Source organism: Streptococcus respiraculi, assembly GCF_003595525.1.
Classification (GTDB): domain Bacteria; phylum Bacillota; class Bacilli; order Lactobacillales; family Streptococcaceae; genus Streptococcus; species Streptococcus respiraculi.
This window is the reverse complement of sequence record NZ_CP022680.1, coordinates 1,638,348-1,659,820: the sequence shown is the minus strand read 5'-3', so window position 1 is coordinate 1,659,820 and position 21,473 is coordinate 1,638,348. Positions and strand designations below refer to the sequence as shown.

Sequence of the window (21,473 nt, the reverse complement as noted above, 5' to 3'; positions counted from 1 at the left end):
TAGTAGGTAGATGAAAAGCTAACATCTAGAGAGGACCAGCTTGGTCTTCTCTTTTTTGATATTGATGGCAATCAAAATCCGCTTTTTGAAGTTTTCAAAGTTCCGAAATCCAAAGGCATTACGCTTGATGATTTTGATGATGTTATTTGTAGCCTTCAGTTTGGCTTTTGAATAGGGTAAAACCAAAGCCTTCTCAAATTTGTCCCTGTCTTTCATGAATGTCCTAAAAACAGTCTGAAAGAATGGATTGACACCCTCTATCTGTTCTTCAATTAAGTCGAAAAAATAGTCAGCTTGTTTCTCTTGAAAATGGAAAAGCAAGAGCTGGTAGAGGTCATAATGCCTCCTAAGTTCGTCAGAGCAGCCCAAAAGACGTTCGACTACTTCCTTGTTTGTCAAATGCATCCGAAATGTAGGGCGGTAAAAGCGCTTGTCACTGAGTTTTCGACTGTCCTGTTGAAGTAAATCAGTCCAGTGGACTGATTTAGCCTGAGCCTAGAAATAAAAAAGCGAGGTTTCCAGTAGCGTTTCAAGGCTCGATACTCAAGAGATTTTCTATCGAATTGATTCATGATTTGGGTACGGACACGGTTCATAGCACGAGCTAAATGCTGTACAATATGGAAGCGATCAAGCACTATTTTAGCATGTGGAAAAAGCTGTCTAGCCAATTTGTAGTAGGGGCTAAACATATCCATGGTAATGACTTTGACCCGATTTCTAACCTTTCTAGGATAACGCAGAAAGTGGTTTCGGATGGTTGCTTGTGTCCGCCCATCAAGGATAGCGATGATGTTATTTGTGTCAAAATCTTGAACAATAAAGCTCATCTTTCCCTTCTTGAAGGGATACTCGTCCCAGCTCATCACTTCAGGCAAACGATTCAAGTTAGTCTTGAACGTGAACTCATTGAGTTTTCGAATAACTGTAGATGTTGAGATGGAAAGTCTGTCGGCTATTTCAGTCATGGATACTTTCTCGATGAGAAGCTGGGTAACTTTCTGTTTGACGATGGTTGGAATCTGATGATTTTTAGGGACAAGCGAAGTCTCTGTGACAGCGATTTTTCCACAGTCTTTGCACTTGAAACGACGCTTTTTGAGACGAATCAAAATCCTATAGCCAGCACAATCAAGAAAAGGAAGCTTAGATTCACGCTGGAAATCGTATTTTCCCATCTGTCCTTGATAGTAAGGGCAAGGCGGTGCAAGGTAATCTAAGATTGCCTTCAATTCCTTATGGGTTCTTATATCGAGTATTTCCTTGTCGAATAGGATATTAGGGTCTTTAATTCCCAGCAGTTGTGTGATAAAATGAGTTTGTTCCATATGAGTCTTTCTAAAATGATAGTTTTGTCGCTTTTCATTATAGGTCATATGGGACTTTTTGATATAGTCAAAAAGCTCTATAACCTCTGCGGTGGAGTTACCCACTACAGAAATTATAGAGCAGTCATAACCACCCGTGAAAACGGGTGGCTTGTACACCGGCTATAAGCCGTTTCCCTCCAGCGGGCGTCTAAAGACGCTCGCTGAACTTCGTTCAGGTTAGCTTCTATTACTTGACTAATGCCCGTAACAACGGGCTTTTATCTTGTTCTAAAACCTCCATCTGAAAATGGATCTTCATACTCTTTAACACTCAACTTATCAAGAGCGATGTCAGTTTTTTCCTGCTCACGGATATACTTCGCAACAGTTTTCTCGTTTAATCCTACCGTACTGACGTAATAGCCTCTTGCCCAAAATTTGCGATTTCCATACTTATATTTTAAATTCGCATGTTTATCAAATATCATTAAGGCACTTTTACTTTTCAGATAGCCCATAAATTCAGAAATCGCAAGTTTTGGAGGAATGAGAACTAACATGTGAACATGATCTGACATCATGTGACCTTCAATAATTTCAACTCCTTTATATTGGCATAGATGACGGAAAATATCGATTAAATCCTGCCTAATTTTGTAGTATATGGCTTTTCTTCGGTACTTCGGTGTGAAGACAATATGATATTTGCACATCCATTTGGTGTATGATAAACTATAACTACTTTTAGTCATTTATTTTTCCTCCTTTGTCTAACCTGAACAATTAGATTATACTAGGAAAAATAAATGAAAGCTAGAAGCCTTGTTAGCCACCAGCTTAGCTGGTGGTTTTCTTGTTCTTCTCTGCGAGAAGAACTGGCTTGAAACCATAAAAAAAGTGAGCTTGTTAGTGATGCAGCTTTTGAATCACTAACAAGCTCAACTTGAAATATTTCAAAGATTAAAGATGATTATTTGTCTATGATGGACTAGGTATACTTTTCAGTAGGGGTTTATTGGTACCATAAGATATCTTGCTCATCTTGCGAAATGATTTCTATTTTGGGAGTTTCAGAGAGAGTTTCAGTTGGAAGTGTTGTAACATATCCGTTCTCGGTTTTTTCCATATCATATACTTTCTCATCTAATGTTAGCCACACATACTGGTAAGCGGCATTGGTTCTCCAGCTTATCTTAGTAAGGGCTTCTCCTTTGTCAATGCTCAGTTGATTGGTTGGTAAAGCCTGTTTAGTTGTAGAGTCTTCGGTATGATTGATGGCGGAAAGTACAGGATTGAAATCCACTTGTTTCATCTTGTCATAGTTAAAGTAGGTATTTGAAAAAGTATATTCAGCAACTTCAAAGATGACCATGTCAGGTTTGAAAATATTGTAATAATAGGGAAAGTTTAAAATATTTTGATAATCCTGAATAGTGATGTATTCCCCTAAAGCATTGGCTAAATATTTGTGACCAAAGTTATTCATATAGCTTCCTTGGAACATGAGCACCTTTGGTGTTTTTGTGTTCATTTTAGAGCGATTTTGGTAGTAAGCAAAGGTATGGTAGGCTGGGTCAAATTGCAATTCATCTTTGAATGCATCGGTTTTAGCGCTTGTAATATCTCCAGCAGGGACTTGGATAACAGGAACCTCTTCGTGGATTGGAAACTGAGATACGGGTAAAGTGACTTCTAACCGACTAGACACATCAAGCTTTTCGAGTTGATTTAATTGCACGTTAGGAAAGTCATGTTTTACCTCAGACAAAATGGCATTAGTCCCGTAAAAAGCTCCCAAATCGTTCCAATGGTTAGCATCATATTTTTGATTAAAGACAGCTTTACCTTCTTGGGTCTCTGCACGAAGAGTGACGGTATTATCCACATACCGAACCTTGCGTTTATCAAGAGCGGCAAGGAATTTTTCTACCCAATCGCGATTGTAGTTAATACCAGCAGGGAGATGGTCTGTTAACACAGCAGGCTTTGCTGGATTTAAAACAAACAAGAAGGGAATGTCTCTCTCATTGCAATAGTCCTGTACAGCCTTGACCATATCTGCAAATGTCTCGTGATAGTCAGAATATTGATAGGTCGATGTGGTAAGGCCGGAGCCAAAGACGTAGCCATCTTTTCCATACTGGTAACTAGGATGGACCATCTTATGAAACAAACGATCGTTTAAGAGGGTATATCCTAGAATCATTTCATCTCGAAAGCCAATTCGGTCATTGACATAGTTTTCAATATTATCTGTTAGATCTGTCTTGCCGTCTTGCTTTGCCTCTGTTGAAAATGGGTTTTCCATCAACATTCGGTTATCGATCTCAGAGGAAATATGTGGTGCAAAGCGAAAAGTCGCAACGGGGACAAGCACAATCATTGAAAATACAGTTATTGTAAGAAGCTTTATAATTTTCATCAATCTCTCCGTTTCTATTTAATATTGGAAATAGATAAATGGACTGTAGGTTGAATTGACCATAAACAAGATTGCAATGATAAAAATGGCCAATAAGACTATTTCCTGCAGTAAGTAACCAATAGAGGTAGAAGTTACATTATGATACCAGTTTTTCAATCTCTGATATCCTAGCAAGGTTGCTCCGACTATGCCGACCATAGTGAGTGCGATGATTTTTAAATCATAATAATGCTGCCAACTATAGGCTATAGGCTGGCCTGTCTCTTTTCCAAATACTGCATGTAATACGATGGAAATGTCAGAAAGTTTTTGGAATCGGAATAATTGCCAAGATAGTAAGACAACTCCCATTGTAATAATGTATTTTATAATCGTGGGCGTTTTCTTGTAGAAGTCCTTATCGCGAATAATGCGCTCGGTCACAACAAATAGTGCATTGATGCCACCCCAAAGAATATAGTTGAATCCTGCACCATGCCAAATCCCTGTTAAAGCAAAAACAACGATTAAATTACGTAACGTTTGTCGCTGTCCTTTACGGCTTCCTCCTAAAGAGATATAGATATATTCTCTAAACCAGCTTCCTAAGGAAATATGCCAACGTCTCCAAAATTCAGAAATAGAGGTAGAACGATATGGGAAATTGAAATTTTCCTTGAATTCAAATCCAAAGATTTTAGCAATACCAATGGCAATATCTGAATATCCTGAAAAATCATAATAAATTTGTAACATATAGAGTACAAGAGTTCCAAGTGCCGTCACTTGATCCATTGCAGAGATTGAAATTTGAGCTAAACAAGCACCAAAGGTATCTGCTAGAATCACTTTTTTAGCAAAACCAACCATTATACGATTGATACCGTCTGTAGCCAAGGTCAGGGATAGCGTATTTTTTCCAATCTGTTTCTGAAAATCTTTCCATAAAATAATGGGACCTGAAATTACTTTTGGAAAAAAGGAAAGATAAAGAAGACAATCAAGAAAATGACCTGCTGACGCCTGTCCTCGGTAAATATCTGTCAAATAGGAGATACTAGAAAAGGTGATGAAAGATATTCCGAGAGGAGTGAGTAAGGATTTAGGAGGAATATTGTCTCCAAACAACAGGTTCCAACACTGAATCAGAAAATTGGAATAATTATAGTAAATTAAAGCGAAAGTTGTAAGGAATATCCCAATCCATAGTGGCAAGAGTGTCAAATAGAAGCGTTTTTGGTTGATGGAAGATTGATAAATGTTCAGATAATATCCTTTCACCCTTGTCTTCTCAATCCATAAAGCGATAAGATAGACAACAACGACATAAAATAAAAATCGGAATACATTATCAAATGAAGACCACATATAAAAGAAAAGACTACATCCTATCAGAAATAGGTTTCTTATATACATCGAATAGATTTCATTCTTACCAAACAGACCACGAACGCTTCTGAGAGAGATTAGTCCATTGATGATAGTATAGCCCAACACAGAGAGTGGGAAAAAGATAAATAAAAATATTTGCGTTGTAAACAACATAGATAGGCCTCGATAATTCGGATAATTGATGTCAAGTACAATCTTGTTAAAAGCAAGAGCGCACCCGCCACTTGTTTATTATGACAGTTCTACCTCTAGATGTCAAGTATACCAAGGAGAGAGAACAGGAGCGCTACACAGGGCTATACAGGGAAAGCTGTCTCTGTCTAACGTACTAGCACGATATGTAGTATTAGAATGAGTCGATTGTAAAAATCGAGCAAAATGAAGTGATGAAGGAAGCGAATCACTATGACATCCTACCCTCGCTAAATTCCCAAACTAACTTCCATTGCCTCTTAAAGTGGCATTTAGTCTGATAAAACCGCTAAAAACCAGTGGAAATCCATGTGAGGGTAAATTCCACTGTTTTTTTATAATTGTTGACTTCATTGCTTTTTTAGGCGAATGTTAGTTGAAAAAATGAGCGCACAAAATCCCTTCATCTGAAAGAGTTTCAGATGAAGTTCCGCTATGGTGGAAGTTAGTGTGAGACGTTTGAGTGGGTTTTATTCAGTTCGTTTTTAGGCTTTATGTTGCAATACTTTAGGAGACTGGCAGACGTCTTCAGCGGGAATTAGGGAAATACCGAGAAGCTTAGCCAGTTCTTCGTCATAGGTAAAAGTAAAAAGTTCATAAGCTGACTTTCCATTCAAAGCAGCGCGTTTCACGCTATTGACATGCGAACAGACCAGGTTGATATCGTCCTGAGTTAAGGTATCAAAGCTCGTTCCTTTAGGGAGAATATCTCGCATGAGGGTATGATTTTTCTCGATTCTTGCTTTCTGGTCAGACCGGTTAGGGTCACAGAAGAAGAGTTTTACCTCTCCTCTCACGTCCATTTCAATGTCATCGACTCTAGCGAATTCCCCACCATTGTCAGTAAGAATGACAGGGAAGACTTCAAAGAAATCCCTCTCAGCTTCATAAAGAGTGTTCTTGATGGCATAGAAGTGTTTAGCGACTTCAAGAGCTGTTTTATTGTCCAGAAGTCTAGCGAAGATAAAGTTACAGAAAGAGACATTGAAGGTGAGGAGTAGTTTCCCACCGAACCGGCCCATAACCGTGTCCATTTCTAACCATGAAGTTAGTTGGTTATGCATCAAATACTTTTGGAATTCCTCATATAGACCGTTCTTTTTTAGCTTCTTTAGGGGTAGAAGGTAGTGTCGATTTGCGTCTTTCTTTGAATTTTACGGCCCTAGCGAGATCAATAGGAGCGATAGAAAGATATCCTTTACGGATGTGTCGATAGACGGTTGAGGAGCTGACATCCAGATTATGAGTTTTAAGGATGTGATAGATGTCTTGTCCCTTTCTCACTCCATCTGAAATGATTTTATCCATGTACCAGAACGTTTGAGAATTGAGGAGGGAGTCCCTTCACGGGCTTCAACGAGAGTTTGTTTGTATTGTTTTTGAGCATGTTTAGCGAAGTAGAATATTTTTTATAGCCACAATTTTGTCTTCTCTTAGGGCAAGCGTTACAGACACAAGGAGCTTTATTAAGGAGAGGGCAAGGAAGCCCATCACTAGTAGACGTCCTGAACTGTCTGTTACATTTGACTTCTTTGGAAACAGTAGTAGGATCTTTAAGGATGAATTGTGCGATGGTTTTGAAGGATTCTCCTCGTTCTAAGCCTAGCTGGATGTCATTGCGGTCTGATAGGGCAAGATGTTTGTATTTTGTCATCGTAAGGGCTCATTTCTAACTCAAACGTCTCAGACTTAATTCCACCATAAAAATCCGTTTTAGACTAACTTCCGATTCGAAAATTAAAGTGGAACTTACTTTGGGAAATTACCATATCCTACCCCCTTTTTAAAAATAAGTTGGGAGTGGAAAAAAACTATAAAATATGATAAAATACCAATGGTTTCAATATCTAGTCAGGGGAATGCCCTGTTTTAGCATATGAATGGAAGCAAGATTATGGTATACTCATACTAATGAGATACTGTTTTGGAGGTTAAAAATGGAACAGCGTTCGAGAAGAGCAACAAAACAAAAAGAAAAACAAGTAGGTGGCAAACTCAGTATTGTCAACCGTATACTTGCAGTTATCTTTACGGTGATGGCAGCCATCATTCTCTTTGCCATTTTCCGCTATAATCTACTGGATTTCCGCAAGCTGAATATTATCATAACAGCTATCTTAATTCTTGCTGTATTACTATTTGGTGGTTTGGCTTTCAAAAAGAAAGCACCACGTTTTACGTTGATTTTTCTGATTCTATCCATTCTAGTGAGTGGTGCAACCCTGTTTGCTATCCGAGAAGTAACGAACTTTTCTGCGAAGCTCAACTCAACTGTTGACTATTCAGAATACGAGATGAGTGTCATTACATTAGCAGACAGCGACATTACTGATATTAGTCAGGTGACCAATGTCTTGGCTCCAACTGGAACAGATGGAGAAAATATCACCAAACTAACAGAAAGTCTCCAACAGGAGAAGCAAGTATCTCTGACAGTAGACGCTGCTCCATCTTATTTATCTGCTTACCAATCCTTGATGAACGGTGAAGCAAAAGTGATTGTTTTAAATAGTGTATTTGAAAACATCATTGCAGATTATGATGCATCAAAAATTAAAAAACTTTATACTCTTAAAGTGAGCAAGAAAGTAGAAAATATCCAAGGAACAGAAATCAGTGGTGATGCTTTCAATATTTATGTCAGCGGTATCGACACCTACGGACCAATTTCTTCGGTTTCCCGTTCAGACGTGAACATCATCATGACGGTCAATCGTAAGACCAAGAAAGTCTTGTTGACTACAACTCCGCGCGATGCCTATGTTCCAATTGCTGATGGCGGAAATGACCAAAACGATAAATTGACTCATGCTGGTATCTATGGGGTAGAAGCATCGATTCACACACTTGAAAATCTTTATGATATTAAGACAAACTACTATGTTCGTTTAAACTTTACATCCTTCCTAAAACTCATTGATGTGGTTGGAGGGGTAGATGTCACAAATGACCAAGAATTTACAGGTTATGACGGCACATTCTTCCCAGTAGGAGAAGTACATCTGAATTCGAACCAAGCATTGGAGTTTGTCCGAGAACGCTACTCTCTCCAAGGTGGTGATAATGACCGTGGTAAAAATCAGGAGAAAGTCATTGCAGGCTTAATTAAGAAATTAAGTTCGCCTGCTGTCTTGAAAAATTACAATGAAATTTTAGATGGTATTCAAGATTCGGTTCAAACCAACATGAGTCTTGAAACAATGATTAGTCTAATCAATAGTCAATTGGAATCTGGCGGAAGCTATAGTGTCACTTCACAAGCCTTAACGGGAACAGGTGTTATGGGCTTGCCATCTTATGCCATGCCTGATGCCACTCTTTATATGATGCAAATTGATCAGGAAAGCCTGAACGCTACAAAAGCGGCTATCCAAGATGTTATGGCTGGTAAGTAGGATATGACACAAATAAGAAGCTGGAGAAATCATAGATTTACCAGTTAGAGAAAGATATTGAGTTCAACTTTCCTGAAAATGGGAAGTTGAACTCATCTGATATGAAATTGATAACGAACTATATAAATAGAAAAAATGAATGGTTTTCGAAAAGAAAATTTTAGAAGCGGTTCGTTTAACATTACAGGAGGCCTATTATCAAGTGAGCCTTAGAGGATTTTGGAAAGTTTCCTCAAACTGTAAGAGGGGGAATACAAATTGACACGTGGTCAAAAACGTTTTATTTTAATCATGGTAGATGCTCTAATTATCTATACGAGTGGTTTTATCACTCAGTTTTTCTTAGATAATTATATCGATTTATCCTTACAACGAATGTTGGTGTTCTTAACAGCGATTTGGTTGGTTTATCTAATATGTGGCTATGTGACACATGTCTATTCTATTTTGAATCGTTTTACAGATTACATCGCACTTTGGCAAATGGCAAAGAACCTCTTGGTGAGTTATGCTATCTCAGTACTTGTTATCTTTAGTCAGAAGATTGTATTTAGCTATCGCTTTGTTTTGCTTAGCTATATTTTCTCCCTATTACTCATTGGTGCGTCACGCTTGATTTGGCGGATGACCTATGAATTGAAGGATGTTGACTTGATGAGACGTAAGTCTGCTAAGGCAAAACGAACCTTGGTAGTCGGAGCGGGACAGGGAGCTGATTTATTTTTAAAAACGGCGATTCGCTCTTTTAAAGATATGGATATCATAGGAATTGTTGATAAAGATTCAGCCAAGTGGCACACCTTGCTGCATGGTGTCCGAGTTCTAGGAGCGGAAGAGAAGATACCAGAGATTGTCAAAAATTATGAAATCGATCAAATCGTCATTGCAATCCCGTCGCTGAACTCAGAAGAGTATGCACGGGTATATGATATTTGTAAAAAAACAAAAGTCAAAGTTTATTCTATTCCAAGGCAAGAAGATATTTTGTCTGGGCAAGTGAGCGTCAGCAAACTACGTGAAATTGATATTGTTGATTTGCTAGGTCGTCAAGAGGTTGAGCTGGATCAATCTAGTCTCTACTCGAACATCCAAGGGAAAACCATCTTGGTAACGGGTGCTGGAGGCTCCATTGGTTCAGAACTGTGCCGTCAGTTGATTCGCTTTTCACCTGCTAGAATGTTGCTCTTGGGACATGGGGAAAATTCGATCTATTTAATCCATAAAGAACTATCGATGAGCTATCGCAATAATATTGAAATTATTCCTGTTATTGCAGATATTCAAGATCGAGATCGAATTTTCCAAATCATGGCTCAATATCATCCAGACAGGGTCTATCATGCAGCAGCACACAAGCATGTACCTCTGATGGAATATAATCCAAAAGAAGCAGTAAAAAATAATATCTATGGGACAAAGAATGTGGCTGAGGCAGCCAAGGAATATGGCGTTGAAAAATTTGTCATGATTTCTACAGATAAGGCTGTGAATCCGCCTAATATCATGGGAGCAACCAAACGGGTAGCCGAAATGATTGTGACTAGCCTTAATGAGCCCGGTAAAACCCGCTTTGCAGCTGTTCGTTTTGGAAATGTCTTAGGAAGTCGTGGTAGTGTGGTTCCACTATTTAAAGAGCAAATAGCCAAAGGTGGTCCAGTGACAGTGACTGATTTTCGTATGACACGCTTTTTCATGACGATTCCCGAGGCCAGTCGCTTGGTAATCCAGGCAGGAGCCTTGATGAACGGTGGAGAGATTTTCATTTTGGACATGGGAGAACCTGTCAAAATTCTTGATTTGGCTAAGAAGATTATTTCACTCAGTGGTTACTCAGAAGAGGAGATTGGAATTGTTGAGAGCGGTATTCGACCAGGAGAAAAGCTCTATGAAGAGCTTTTAGCGACCAAGGAACGCACAACAGATCAAATCTATGAGAAAATTTTTGTAGGACGCGTTGCCTATAAAAAACCAGAAGAAATTGAAGAATTTATCAGCACCTTGTTGGATGACGATCCCGAAACGCTAAAAGACAGACTATTAGAATTCGCAAAACAGGAGTAAGGATGATTAATGAAACGTTGATGGTTAAAGAAGAGAAGGATGTATTGGCTCCCTATCGAACGATTCTTGCAGGGAAAAAAGTTGATTTGGCTTGTAAATACCTATTCGATAGAGTGATGGCCATCCTCTTGATTATCCTATTTTCACCTATGTTATTATTTTTTGCTGTTTGGATAAAACTCGACAGTCCGGGATCTGTTTTCTATCGCCAAGAGCGCATTACCCAACATGGAAGAAAATTTAAAATTTATAAATTTCGGACAATGGTGGCAGATGCCGATAAAAAAGGCAGTTTAGTGACAGTCGGAAATGATAGTCGGATTACCCGAGTAGGTAACTTGATTCGGAAATACCGCCTGGATGAAATTCCACAACTCTTTAATGTGTTGACCGGAGATATGAGCTTTGTCGGTGTCAGACCTGAAGTTGAAAAATATACAGATTGTTACACAGATGAGATGAATGCGACCCTGCTATTGCCAGCAGGGATTACCTCGCCAGCAAGTATCGCCTATAGCGATGAAGATATGCTCATGGAAAAATACATGGATCTTGGGATGACAGCGGATGAAGCCTATGTGCAGAAGGTATTGCCTGACAAGATGGTCTATAACTTAGACTATATTCGAACGTTCTCGTTTTGGAATGATATTCAGATTATGTTTCAGACCGTCATTAAAGTAGTAAAGTGAGACAAAGAATGAAAAAGAAAAATATCCCCTTTTCTCCTCCAGATATTACAGAGGAAGAAATTGCAGAGGTTGTCGATGCCCTAAAATCAGGTTGGATTACAACGGGACCGAAAACCAAAAAATTTGAACAAGAATTATCACATTATACTGGAACAAATAAAACAGTCTGCCTCAATTCAGCGACTGCGGGCTTGGAACTGGTACTGCGTGTTTTAGGAGTCGGACCTGGAGATGAGGTCATTGTTCCAGCCATGACTTATACTGCGTCATGTAGTGTGATTGAACATGTCGGTGCAAGACCTGTGATTGTTGATATTCAAGCAGACCATTTTGAAATGGATTATGCTGCTGTAGAAAAATCCATTACGAGTCACACAAAAGTCATCATTCCAGTTGAGTTAGCAGGGATTCCATGCGACCATAATCGGATTTTTGAGATAGTTGAGAAATATCGTTCCACATTCGTAGCTGAATCTCCCCTTCAAGAAGTCTTTGGACGCATTGTTGTACTGTCAGATAGTGCACACGCTTTTGGTGCTTCTTATAAGGGAAGAAAGATTGGAAATGTTGCAGACTTTACTGCCTTTTCATTCCATGCTGTTAAAAATTTGACGACGGCAGAAGGTGGAGCGGTGACCTGGAAATCTCATCCAAACTTAGATGATGAAGACTTGTATCGCCAATTTCAAATTTTCTCGCTTCATGGGCAAACCAAGGATGCCTTGGCTAAGACTAAGCTAGGAGCGTGGGAGTATGACATTGTGATTCCAGGATTTAAATGCAACATGACAGATATCATGGCCTCTATTGGTTTAGCTCAGTTGAAACGCTATGAAGGATTGCTAGAGCGTCGAGCAGAAATTGTTGCAGCCTATAATCAAGCATTTGAGGGAACAGCTATTCATTCCTTAGATCATTTTCACGATGATTATGTTTCTTCAATGCACTTGTACATCACTTATATTGAAGGCATTACAATGGAAGAACGCAATCAAATTATTGAGAAAATGGCAGAAGCAGGTATTGCTTGCAATGTACATTATAAACCCTTACCACTTCTAACAGCCTATGCTAATATGGGATTTGACATCAAAGAGTATCCAAATGCCTACCATTATTTTGAACAGACACTCACTCTACCACTCCATACCCAACTAAGTGATGAAGATGTAGAGTATATTACAGACAATCTAAATCGGATTGTGGCGAGTGTGAAAGGAACCGTATGATATGATAGGAATAGGAAAAAAGTTTAGTGTCTTACTGTCTTTGTATATAAAAGAAAATCCTCGCTATTTGCAGGAGTGTTTTGATAGTTTATTGATCCAAACTTTGCCTGCTGCGGAGTGGGTTATTGTAGAAGATGGACCACTGTCACAAGAATTGTACCAGGTATTGGATAACTATCAGGACCGATATCCAGGGCTCATCAAACGGGTGCCACTTGAGCGGAATGTTGGTCTAGGATTGGCCTTGAGAGAAGGGATGTTGCATTGTAGCTATGAATTGGTTGCGCGGATGGATACGGATGATATTGCGCATAAAGATCGATTTGAAAAGCAGTTGGCATGCTTTGAGAAGGATACTGGACTAGACATTTGTGGCAGTCACATACTTGAGTTTGATACAGATCCTCAGCAACCTAACGCGGTCCGTAAGGTTCCTTTAGAGCATGATGAGATTATGCGCTATCAAAAGAGCAGAAGTGCATTTAATCATGTAACAGTCATGTTTAAGAAGAGTAGCGTTTTAAAAGCAGGAAATTATGAAGATGCTCCTCTGATGGAGGATGATATGCTCTGGGTAAGAATGTTACTTTCAGGAGCTAAAGGTATGAACATTGATGACTATCTAGTCGATGTCCGAACAGGCGCTGGTATGATTGAAAGACGTGGCGGTTTTGCATATCTGAAAAAATATTGTAACGGCCGTAAAAAGATTTTAGAAACAGGGTTTATTAGTCATTTTGATTATTATAAAACTGTTGCGATTCAAACAATTGTAGCACTGGTTCCTAATGAAATCCGTTTGTGGATTTTTACAAAATTATTGCGTAACAAAAATGAATTATCAGAGCTATAGAGTAGGTAAAACATGTAACACTAGAATAATATATTTAATATTATATATAAAAATGAAATTATAAAAATAGTAGAGAATGTAAGAAGGTATCAGTTAATAATGGCAGAACTAGAGCTAAAGGAAGTACAGAGAGTTGCTCTTGACTTACTAATTGAATTTAATAAGATTTGTAAAGAAAATTCTTTTCGTTATTCATTAGGGGGAGGGACACTTTTAGGAGCTATCCGCCATGGAGGTTTTATTCCGTGGGATGATGATATTGATATTATGATGCCTCGCGTTGATTATGAAAAATTTTTAGAATATTGCCATCATCATAATTGTGGGTTTGACTGTTTATCATTGAATTATACAGAAGATTATTTTGATTTATTTACTAGAATTAGTGATAGAAGAACATGTCTTGTCGATGACTCACGCGAGATAGATTATAAGATGGGGGTTAGCATTGATATTTTTCCAATTGATGGTTTAGGTAATAATGATTCTATCGCTTTAAGAAACTTTAATAAGGGACGCTTTAAAAGAGAATTATTAGTTGCTTCAAAATGGAAAAAGTACTTTAGAAGTGAAACAAGATCGATTGTATTTGAGCCCGTGCGCATGTTCTTCTTTTTTATAAGTAGATTTGTGAATAAGCAAAAGCTATGTCAGTCAGTAGATGCAACTTGTCAACTAAATGACTTTGAGACTTCTCGCTTTGCAGGCTGTATTAGTGGGGTCTATCGTGAGAAGGAGATTATGCTAGCCTCTACGTTTAAGGACTACCAAACTATTCAATTTGAAGGATATGATTTCGACATCATTTTGGACTATGATGCTTACTTGACTAAACATTATGGAAACTATATGCATCTACCCCCTATAGACCAGCAAGTTTCGCACCATAGGTCACAATACTATTGGAGATAATACATGAATAAACCAAAAGTTGCCATTATCATGAGTACCTACAATGGCGAAAACTATTTAAGAGAACAAATAGATAGTTTATTGCAACAAGAAGGAGTTGAGGTAAGCATTTTTGTTAGAGATGATTGTTCTCAAGATACAACGTTAGAGATATTAGAGTCTTATGCGGATAGGCTCATTTTTGTAAAGAATGATGGGCTTAATCTTGGAGTTGGTAATAGTTTTATGGAAGTGTTATATCAGGCTGGGATAGATTATGATTATTATGCTTTTTGCGACCAAGATGATATATGGTTACCAGAGAAATTGTTTGAGGCTATAAAAGCTATAGATAATGTAGAAACACAAAAACCAATATTATATTGCTCAAATCAAACTTTAGTTGATCAAGAGACACGTGTTATTGGACTGAGACATCAGCAGTTGATAAATATAAGTAGTCTTCAAATTTTAACGAATAATCTAGTAACAGGCTGTACGATGGTGTGGAATAAACCACTTCAAACTACTTTAATTGCTAAGGAACGTAGGCCATCGAGCGATTTACTAAAAGTTAGGATTCATGATGTTTGGGTTGCCATGGTTGCTAGTCTTATCGGCAAAATAATATATGACACGGATGCCTTTATTTATTATCGACAACATGAAAATAATGTAGTAGGGGTCAAAAAAGAAAATATTTATATTAACTGGTGTAAAAAGTTACGCAATAAATCAAAAAGAAATGGCAGAAGTCTACTAGCGACGGAATTAGTTGAGAAATTTGAAGATATGATGGAGAGAACGATTCTATCAGATTTAAAAATATTAAGTGGCTACCAACAGGATTTCTCATCTAAACTGGCTTTGATAAGAAATAGTCGTTTATTTTCCTTATCTAATGAGCCTAAGTGGGCAATCAGATTAAAAATTATCTTCAATCTGATTTAGAGCACATATAAATATATTTGAATAAAATTTTAGGTTGTAAGGAGAATTATGATTTATCTATTATTAATAGTATCCTTTGTTTTGTTAGGAATCGATTTCTATAAGTGGAGAAGCTTAATAAGGCCGAACATTATTTTTTTGTTATCGTTTATTTTAGCTTCTAGCATTATAATGGTTAATCAGAAAAACTGGGATGTAGCTTTGAATAATCGTTTCATGATTTATACTGTGACTGCGATTTTGTCTTTTTATATAGGAACTCTCGTCATAGATTATTTTAATGCAAGGAAGAAGTCTCTTGTTATACCGGAAAGCTCTAAGGATAGCAGCTTATTTATCGTGGCTAGTCCTAGTAAGTTGCTATTTTGGATAACCATAATTGCTATGATAGTCTATGTCCTTCTTATTTTTAGAGGAATTCAGTTATCAACGGATTTTAGCTTTATGCTACGTCAAATTTATGATAGAAACGTTGAGCATAGTGGTTCAAATACTTTTATAGTTAATCAGTTAGTAAAAATTTTAACAGCTCTTGCAAATATTAGTTTTTTTCAATTTTTATTGGATAAATATGTAGTAAAAACAAGTAAAAGCCAGTTGCTCCATTTTGTTGTTATTAGCATATTTTTATTAATGGCTGCTATCTCAACTGATCGCAATATACTATTACGCTTTTTTATTTATTGTATTGTACTTTGGATACTGTTTTTTACAGCTACTAATAAGGGAAAAATAACTCGAGCTCACTTCAGACTACTGGTAAAATTGGCATTTTATATAGTATTGGCTGTAGGTATTTTTTATATCTTTGGTAAATTAAAGGGCTATAAATCAGATTTTAGTCGTGCTATCAGTCTTTATGGTGGGTCAGGTTTGTATAATTTCAATCTTTATCTTGATAAGTCATTACCAATAGATTATAAATTTGGATTGGTAACTTTTCGTTCATTTTTAGGTGTCTTAGGAAGATTGGGAATAGAAAGTCTAGTGTATAAAGGCTCTGTTTTTTCTGAATTTATTATCTATAAATCTAAAACAGGCTTTGTTTATGAGTCCAATATTTACTCAGCTATGCGTCCTTTTGTAGAGGATTTTGGTTATTTTGGAACGGTAATCTTTCCATTTATTATGGGCTTATTTTTTGAAACGCTGTATTCATGGACTCGAAAAACTCAGTATATGTTTTCATGGATTTTTTATTCTCTAACTATTTATCCATTAGCCTACTTCACTATTTTAGAACAATTTTTTAATAGATTTCATTTAGGATCACTTTATGAAATTGGATGGGTAGCTATTTTTTATTGGTATATTCGAAAAAGAAGAGTATCTGAAGGAGGAGACAAATGAATGGAAGTAATTCAGTAGTTATTTTTGCTGGTGGAACCGGTACAAGAATGAAGATAACAGCAAAACCGAAACAATTTCTCGAGTTGCACGGAAAACCTATTATTATTCATACGATTGAGCATTTTGAAAATCATCCGAAGATTGATAATATTATTATTGTCTGCGTAGATGGGTGGCATGATTATTTACGAAGTTTATTAGTTAAATTTCAAATATCAAAAGTTAGAGAAATTGTATCAGGTGGTAGAACCGGGCAATTATCAATCTTTAATGGTTTAGAGGCTGTTCAAAAATTAGTGAAAAGTGATGATGATGTTGTGTTAATCCATGATGGAGTTCGTCCTCTTATAGATGCGGACATTATTAGTAAAAACCTCGAAAGTGTTCGAAAGTATGGTGCAACAGTTACTGTTAAGCCTGTTATTGAAACCGTAATACAAGTTGATGAAAATAATTCGATTACGAATGTTGTTGATCGAGATAGTTGTCAAACAGCAGTTGCTCCTCAAACTTTTTATTTTAAAGACATTTTTCGATTGCATTTAAAAGCCCAGCAAGATAATCTATTCAATATGACGGATTCAGCGACATTGGTGCGACATTATGGTATGAAATTACATACGGTAATGGGGGGAGCAGAGAATATTAAAATTACAACACCTTCCGATTTCTATATTTTTAAGGCTATTTATGATTCTAGAGAAAATGAACAGGTATTTGGATAAAAATGTTTGATAAATATGTAGTTACAGAGATAGAGGCACTAGTGTCTGAAAATAAAGATCTTTTTGAGCATTTGCATACGAAAAAAATATTTGTAACAGGTGCTACAGGATTGATTGGTTCACAAATCGTCCTTGCGTTATTAACCGCAAATAAGAAGTATGATTTGAATATAAGTATTACTATCTTGGTTCGTTCGTTATTGAAAGCTAAATCTATTTTTGGTGATAATATCGCTGAGCTTCAGGTAGTAGAAGGGGATGTTAGAGATAGAATCGAAGTTGCAGACCCTATTGATTACATTATTCATGGAGCAAGCGTGACAAATTCCTTAGATTTTGTCCAAAAGCCAGTGGATACTATTTTTACAGTGGTTGATGGTACTCGTAATATGTTAGAATTAGCTAAAGTAAAAAGTATTACGGGGTTTGTATTACTATCTTCACTGGAAGTATATGGTTCTTTTGATGGTCAAAAAGATGTTTCGGAGGATGACTTTGGATATTTAAATCCTGCCAATGCTCGTAGTAGCTATTCGGAGGGAAAGCGTTTAGCTGAAAGTTTAAGTATATCCTATGCGACGCAGTATCATTTGCCTGTAAAAGTTGCTAGACTGTGCCAAACTTTTGGACCTGGTGTGAACTATGAAGACAACAGAGTATTCGCACAGTTTGCACGTTCCATAATTGAAAAAAAAGATATTGTATTGCATACAGCGGGAAGAACAGAGAGAAACTATTGTTCTATTAAGGATGCAATTGCTGGTATATTATACGTATTGATTTTAGGTCAAAGTGAAGAAGCGTATAATGTTGCAAACGAAAATACTCTTATTTCAATTAAAGATATGGCAGAATTAGTAACCTCTTTGGAAGAGTCATCAGCTACAAAAGTAGTATTTGATTTCCAAGATATTAATAAGCTTGGTTATAATCCCGAGGTAAAATTGAAATTGCTGACTAAAAAGTTAGAAAATCTCGGATGGAAACCCACTGTTGATTTACCTACTATTTTTACTGGGTTGATTCAATCTATGAGACACAGTCGAGTGAAGCAAAATGAATAATAAAATAAAAAAAATATTAGTCAATTCTGGCTATGCAATATTTTCCAATTTGCTAAGTATGCTAGTCTCAACTTTGGTTATTTTAGTGTTGCCAAAGTTGATAGGAGTAGCAAGCTATGGTTACTGGCAGCTATACTTATTTTATGTGAGTTATGTCGGATTCTTTCATCTTGGCTGGATTGATGGTATCTATTTAAAGTATGGCGGATCCCATTTTGAAGATTTAGACAAAAAGCAGTTTTATTCGCAGTTTGTGATGTATACCCTTTTCCAAACTATTATAGCTTTTTTAATCTTTCTGTATGGCTTGATTTGTACTACTGATGGTGATAAGAAGTTTATTTTTGGACAATTAGGAATTACATTGCTATTGACAAATTTGCGTTTTTTTGTAATTTATATCTTACAAACAACTAATCGCATCAAGCAAAGTTCAGCAATTACTATCTTAGATAGATTTCTGTATACAGTTTTGTTAATTGGTTTTATCATAGTAGATATAAAAAATTATCGTATGATGATTTATGTAGATGTCATTGCGAGATTTATTTCATTATTATATGGTCTTTATTTATGTCGATCTATTTTATTAAAAAATTTTTCTTATTTTGAACTAGACTATTTTGAGACGTTTGATAATATTAAGGTTGGAAGTAACCTAATGCTGTCTAATGTAGCTAGTCTACTGATTATTGGAATAGTACGTTTAGGAATTGAAAGACAATGGGATATTGCTACTTTTGGCAAAGTATCGTTAACTTTAAGCATTTCTAATCTCATGATGATTTTTATTAATGCAGTTGGTATTGTAATTTTTCCAATGTTAAAACGCTTAGAACGTAGTAGATTACCATTTTTGTATAAAAATTTACGAAATTTATTAATGCCTCTTATGTTAGGGATGTTGCTCCTTTACTACCCATTAAAATTAGTACTCGTAAATTGGCTTCCCCATTATATGGAAAGCATAAAATACATGGTTCTCATTTTTCCAATGGCTATTTATGAAGGTAAAATGTCTTTACTTATTAATACCTATTTAAAAGCATTGAGAATGGAGAAATTCATTCTTAGAGTTAATATTCGAACAGTTTGTTTAAGCTTGGGATTGACACTGTTTACTACTTTTATATTAAAGAATTTAGATTTAGCGATAGTGAGCATAGTGGTTTTACTGGCTTTCAGATGTATAATAGCAGAAATTGTGGTCACAAGGGAGCTAGAAGTAGACGTTAAGCATGATATCTATTTTGAAGTCATTTTGACAATAATATTTATCTTAGCAGGATGGTTTTTACAACCAATGATAGCAATTACTTTATATATAATTTTCTATGGAGCATATTTACTTGTAAAAAAAGCTTCATTCTGTGATACACATAAGAATCTAAAAAAACTAATGTCTTGAGATTTGGTTTTAAAAGATTCATGAAAATATGATGCTTCGTAATCGTGGTACTTTGTCCACTGTAGTGGGTGATGTACTATCCCATACGAGAGAGAATCTAGCTGTCTCTTTCTTTCTAGGCTCTTTGTCAACTGTAGTGGGTAGATGTCAGCTAACATCTAGAGAGGACCATCTTGGTCTTCTCTTTTTTGATGTTGATGGCAATCAAAAGCCGCTTTTTGAAGTTTTCATCTTCCGAAATCCAAAGGCATTACGCTTGATGACTTTGATGATGTTATTTGTAGCCTTCAGTTTGGCGTTTGAATAGGGTAAAACCAAAGCCTTCTCAATTTTGTCCCTGTCTTTCATGAATGTCCTAAAAACAGTCTGAAAGAATGGATTGCCCCCTCTATCTGTTCTTCAATTAAGTCGAAAAAATAGTCAGCTTGTTTCTCTTGAAAATGGAAAAGCAAGAGCTGGTAGAGGTCATAATGCCTCCTAAGTTCGTCAGAGCAGCCCAAAAGACGTTCGACTACTTCCTTGTTTGTCAAATGCATCCGAAATGTAGGGCGGTAAAAGCGCTTGTCACTGAGTTTTCGACTGTCCTGTTGAAGTAAATCAGTCCAGTGGACTGATTTAGCCTGAGCCTAGAAATAAAAAAGCGAGGTTTCCAGTAGCGTTTGAGCGTCTTGTATTCATGCGATTTGCGGTCAAAAGCATTCATGATTTGTATGCGGACACGATTCATAGCACGGCTGAGACGTTGCACAATGTGGAAGCGATCAAGCACTATTTTAGCATGTGGAAAAAGCTGCCTAGCTAATTTGTAGTAGGGGCTAAACATATCCATGGTAATGACTTTGACGCGGTTTCTAACCTGTCTAGGGTATCTCAGAAAGTGATTTCGGATGACCGCCTGCGTCCGCCCATCAAGGATAGCGATGATGTTATTTGTGTCAAAATCTTGAACAATAAAGCTCATTTTCCCTTTCTTGAAGGCATACTCATCCCAGGACATGACTTCTGGGAGCTTACCCCAATCCGTTTCAAATTTAAACTCATTTAGCTTTCGACTTACAGATGAAGCTGAAATGGAGAGTCTGTGTGCGATATGTATCATTGCTTGATTTTCGATGAGTAATTGTGCGATTTTCTGGTTGACAGCGACAGAGATTTGATGGTTCTTCTTAACAAGAGGAGATTCAGCGACCGCCATTTTCCCACATTCCTTGCACTTGAAACGACGCTTTCGAAGGCGGATAAGTAGCGGGTAGCCAGCAGTTTCTAAGTAGGGGATTTTAGAAGGTTTTTGGAAGTCGTATTTGATTTGTTTCCCTTTGCAGTATTTACATTTGGGAGGGTGATAATCAAGTGTAGCGATGAGTTCGATATGGGTCTCGTGTTGAATGGCATGATTCAAGGTAATATTTTTGTCTTTCATTCAGATGAGTAATGTGGTATTATTGAGGTGTTCCATAAGAGTCTTTCTAATGATAGTTTGGTCGCTTTTCATTATAAGTCTTATGGGACTTTTTGATATAGTCAAAAAGCTCTATAATCTCCATAGTGGAGTTACC

Annotated in this window: 14 protein-coding genes and 3 pseudogenes; 11 read left to right on the top strand and 6 right to left on the bottom strand. The window is 36.9% G+C overall.

Translation table 11 applies throughout. From position 1 onward, the window contains the following. Positions 1-18: 18 nt before the first annotated feature. From CHF41_RS08020 to CHF41_RS08000, 5 genes and pseudogenes are all read right to left on the bottom strand, one after another. Positions 19-1,328, bottom strand: a pseudogene (locus CHF41_RS08020) (ISL3 family transposase). Positions 1,329-1,588: 260 nt separating this feature from the next. After that, positions 1,589-2,062 (bottom strand): IS200/IS605 family transposase, encoded by a 474-nt coding sequence (gene tnpA / locus CHF41_RS08015; RefSeq protein WP_119876778.1) that lies wholly within the window; start codon positions 2,060-2,062, stop codon positions 1,589-1,591. 260 nt (positions 2,063-2,322) lie between these two features. Continuing rightward, on the bottom strand, positions 2,323-3,732 hold the full coding sequence (locus CHF41_RS08010; protein ID WP_119876777.1) for an alginate O-acetyltransferase AlgX-related protein: 1,410 nt from the start codon (positions 3,730-3,732) through the stop codon (positions 2,323-2,325). Positions 3,733-3,750: 18 nt separating this feature from the next. Beyond that, positions 3,751-4,995: an MBOAT family O-acyltransferase gene (locus CHF41_RS08005; protein ID WP_162911933.1), complete on the bottom strand. Its 1,245-nt coding sequence runs from the start codon at positions 4,993-4,995 to the stop codon at positions 3,751-3,753. A gap of 788 nt (positions 4,996-5,783) precedes the next feature. Further along, positions 5,784-6,952, bottom strand: a pseudogene (locus tag CHF41_RS08000) (IS30 family transposase). A 283-nt stretch (positions 6,953-7,235) separates the two neighbouring features. Here CHF41_RS08000 and cpsA point away from each other — a divergent pair. The 11 genes from cpsA to CHF41_RS07945 all read left to right on the top strand — a co-directional run bounded on the left by cpsA (position 7,236) and on the right by CHF41_RS07945 (position 19,917). After that, entirely contained in the window at positions 7,236-8,693 is a 1,458-nt protein-coding gene (gene cpsA, locus CHF41_RS07995) for an LCP family glycopolymer transferase CpsA (protein ID WP_119876775.1), read from the top strand. A 258-nt stretch (positions 8,694-8,951) separates the two neighbouring features. Beyond that, positions 8,952-10,754, top strand: a complete 1,803-nt coding sequence (locus CHF41_RS07990; protein WP_162911932.1) for a polysaccharide biosynthesis protein — start codon at positions 8,952-8,954, stop codon at positions 10,752-10,754. A 2-nt stretch (positions 10,755-10,756) separates the two neighbouring features. Beyond that, positions 10,757-11,446 carry a sugar transferase gene (locus CHF41_RS07985; RefSeq protein WP_119876774.1) on the top strand — a complete coding sequence of 230 codons (690 nt, stop codon included), beginning with the start codon at positions 10,757-10,759 and terminating at the stop codon, positions 11,444-11,446. 8 nt (positions 11,447-11,454) lie between these two features. Further along, positions 11,455-12,675 carry a DegT/DnrJ/EryC1/StrS family aminotransferase gene (locus tag CHF41_RS07980; protein ID WP_119876773.1) on the top strand — a complete coding sequence of 407 codons (1,221 nt, stop codon included), beginning with the start codon at positions 11,455-11,457 and terminating at the stop codon, positions 12,673-12,675. 1 nt (position 12,676) lies between these two features. Then, positions 12,677-13,528 (top strand): glycosyltransferase, encoded by an 852-nt coding sequence (locus CHF41_RS07975; protein ID WP_420852851.1) that lies wholly within the window; start codon positions 12,677-12,679, stop codon positions 13,526-13,528. A 99-nt stretch (positions 13,529-13,627) separates the two neighbouring features. After that, positions 13,628-14,440, top strand: coding sequence for a LicD family protein (locus CHF41_RS07970; protein WP_119876772.1), 813 nt, complete (start codon positions 13,628-13,630; stop codon positions 14,438-14,440). 3 nt (positions 14,441-14,443) lie between these two features. Then, a complete protein-coding gene (locus tag CHF41_RS07965; protein ID WP_119876771.1) occupies positions 14,444-15,370 on the top strand; it encodes a glycosyltransferase family 2 protein in 927 nt (308 codons plus the stop codon). A gap of 48 nt (positions 15,371-15,418) precedes the next feature. After that, a complete protein-coding gene (locus CHF41_RS07960; RefSeq protein WP_119876770.1) occupies positions 15,419-16,720 on the top strand; it encodes an O-antigen polymerase in 1,302 nt (433 codons plus the stop codon). Further along, the gene (gene ispD, locus CHF41_RS07955) at positions 16,717-17,445 is read left to right on the top strand and encodes a 2-C-methyl-D-erythritol 4-phosphate cytidylyltransferase (protein ID WP_119876769.1); all 729 of its coding nucleotides are present in this window, start codon (positions 16,717-16,719) and stop codon (positions 17,443-17,445) included. The genes CHF41_RS07960 and ispD overlap by 4 nt, the downstream gene beginning before the upstream one ends. Positions 17,446-17,447: 2 nt before the next feature. Next, positions 17,448-18,509, top strand: coding sequence for an NAD-dependent epimerase/dehydratase family protein (locus tag CHF41_RS07950; protein ID WP_119876768.1), 1,062 nt, complete (start codon positions 17,448-17,450; stop codon positions 18,507-18,509). After that, a complete protein-coding gene (locus tag CHF41_RS07945) occupies positions 18,502-19,917 on the top strand; it encodes an MATE family efflux transporter (RefSeq protein ID WP_119876767.1) in 1,416 nt (471 codons plus the stop codon). The genes CHF41_RS07950 and CHF41_RS07945 overlap by 8 nt, the downstream gene beginning before the upstream one ends. A 151-nt stretch (positions 19,918-20,068) precedes the next feature. Here the strand turns inward: CHF41_RS07945 and CHF41_RS07940 are convergent. After that, positions 20,069-21,337: pseudogene (locus CHF41_RS07940) on the bottom strand (ISL3 family transposase). Positions 21,338-21,473 lie beyond the last annotated feature (136 nt).

Bases quoted from the DNA above. Each gene is read 5' to 3' on its own strand.
- tnpA (WP_119876778.1), bottom strand. From the start codon at position 2,062: ATGACTAAAAGTAGTTATAGTTTATCATACACCAAATGGATGTGCAAA.
- CHF41_RS08010 (WP_119876777.1), bottom strand. From the start codon at position 3,732: ATGAAAATTATAAAGCTTCTTACAATAACTGTATTTTCAATGATTGTG.
- cpsA (WP_119876775.1), top strand. From the start codon at position 7,236: ATGGAACAGCGTTCGAGAAGAGCAACAAAACAAAAAGAAAAACAAGTA.
- CHF41_RS07985 (WP_119876774.1), top strand. From the start codon at position 10,757: ATGATTAATGAAACGTTGATGGTTAAAGAAGAGAAGGATGTATTGGCT.
- CHF41_RS07980 (WP_119876773.1), top strand. From the start codon at position 11,455: ATGAAAAAGAAAAATATCCCCTTTTCTCCTCCAGATATTACAGAGGAA.
- CHF41_RS07975 (WP_420852851.1), top strand. From the start codon at position 12,677: ATGATAGGAATAGGAAAAAAGTTTAGTGTCTTACTGTCTTTGTATATA.
- CHF41_RS07970 (WP_119876772.1), top strand. From the start codon at position 13,628: ATGGCAGAACTAGAGCTAAAGGAAGTACAGAGAGTTGCTCTTGACTTA.
- CHF41_RS07965 (WP_119876771.1), top strand. From the start codon at position 14,444: ATGAATAAACCAAAAGTTGCCATTATCATGAGTACCTACAATGGCGAA.
- CHF41_RS07960 (WP_119876770.1), top strand. From the start codon at position 15,419: ATGATTTATCTATTATTAATAGTATCCTTTGTTTTGTTAGGAATCGAT.
- ispD (WP_119876769.1), top strand. From the start codon at position 16,717: ATGAATGGAAGTAATTCAGTAGTTATTTTTGCTGGTGGAACCGGTACA.
- CHF41_RS07950 (WP_119876768.1), top strand. From the start codon at position 17,448: ATGTTTGATAAATATGTAGTTACAGAGATAGAGGCACTAGTGTCTGAA.
- CHF41_RS07945 (WP_119876767.1), top strand. From the start codon at position 18,502: ATGAATAATAAAATAAAAAAAATATTAGTCAATTCTGGCTATGCAATA.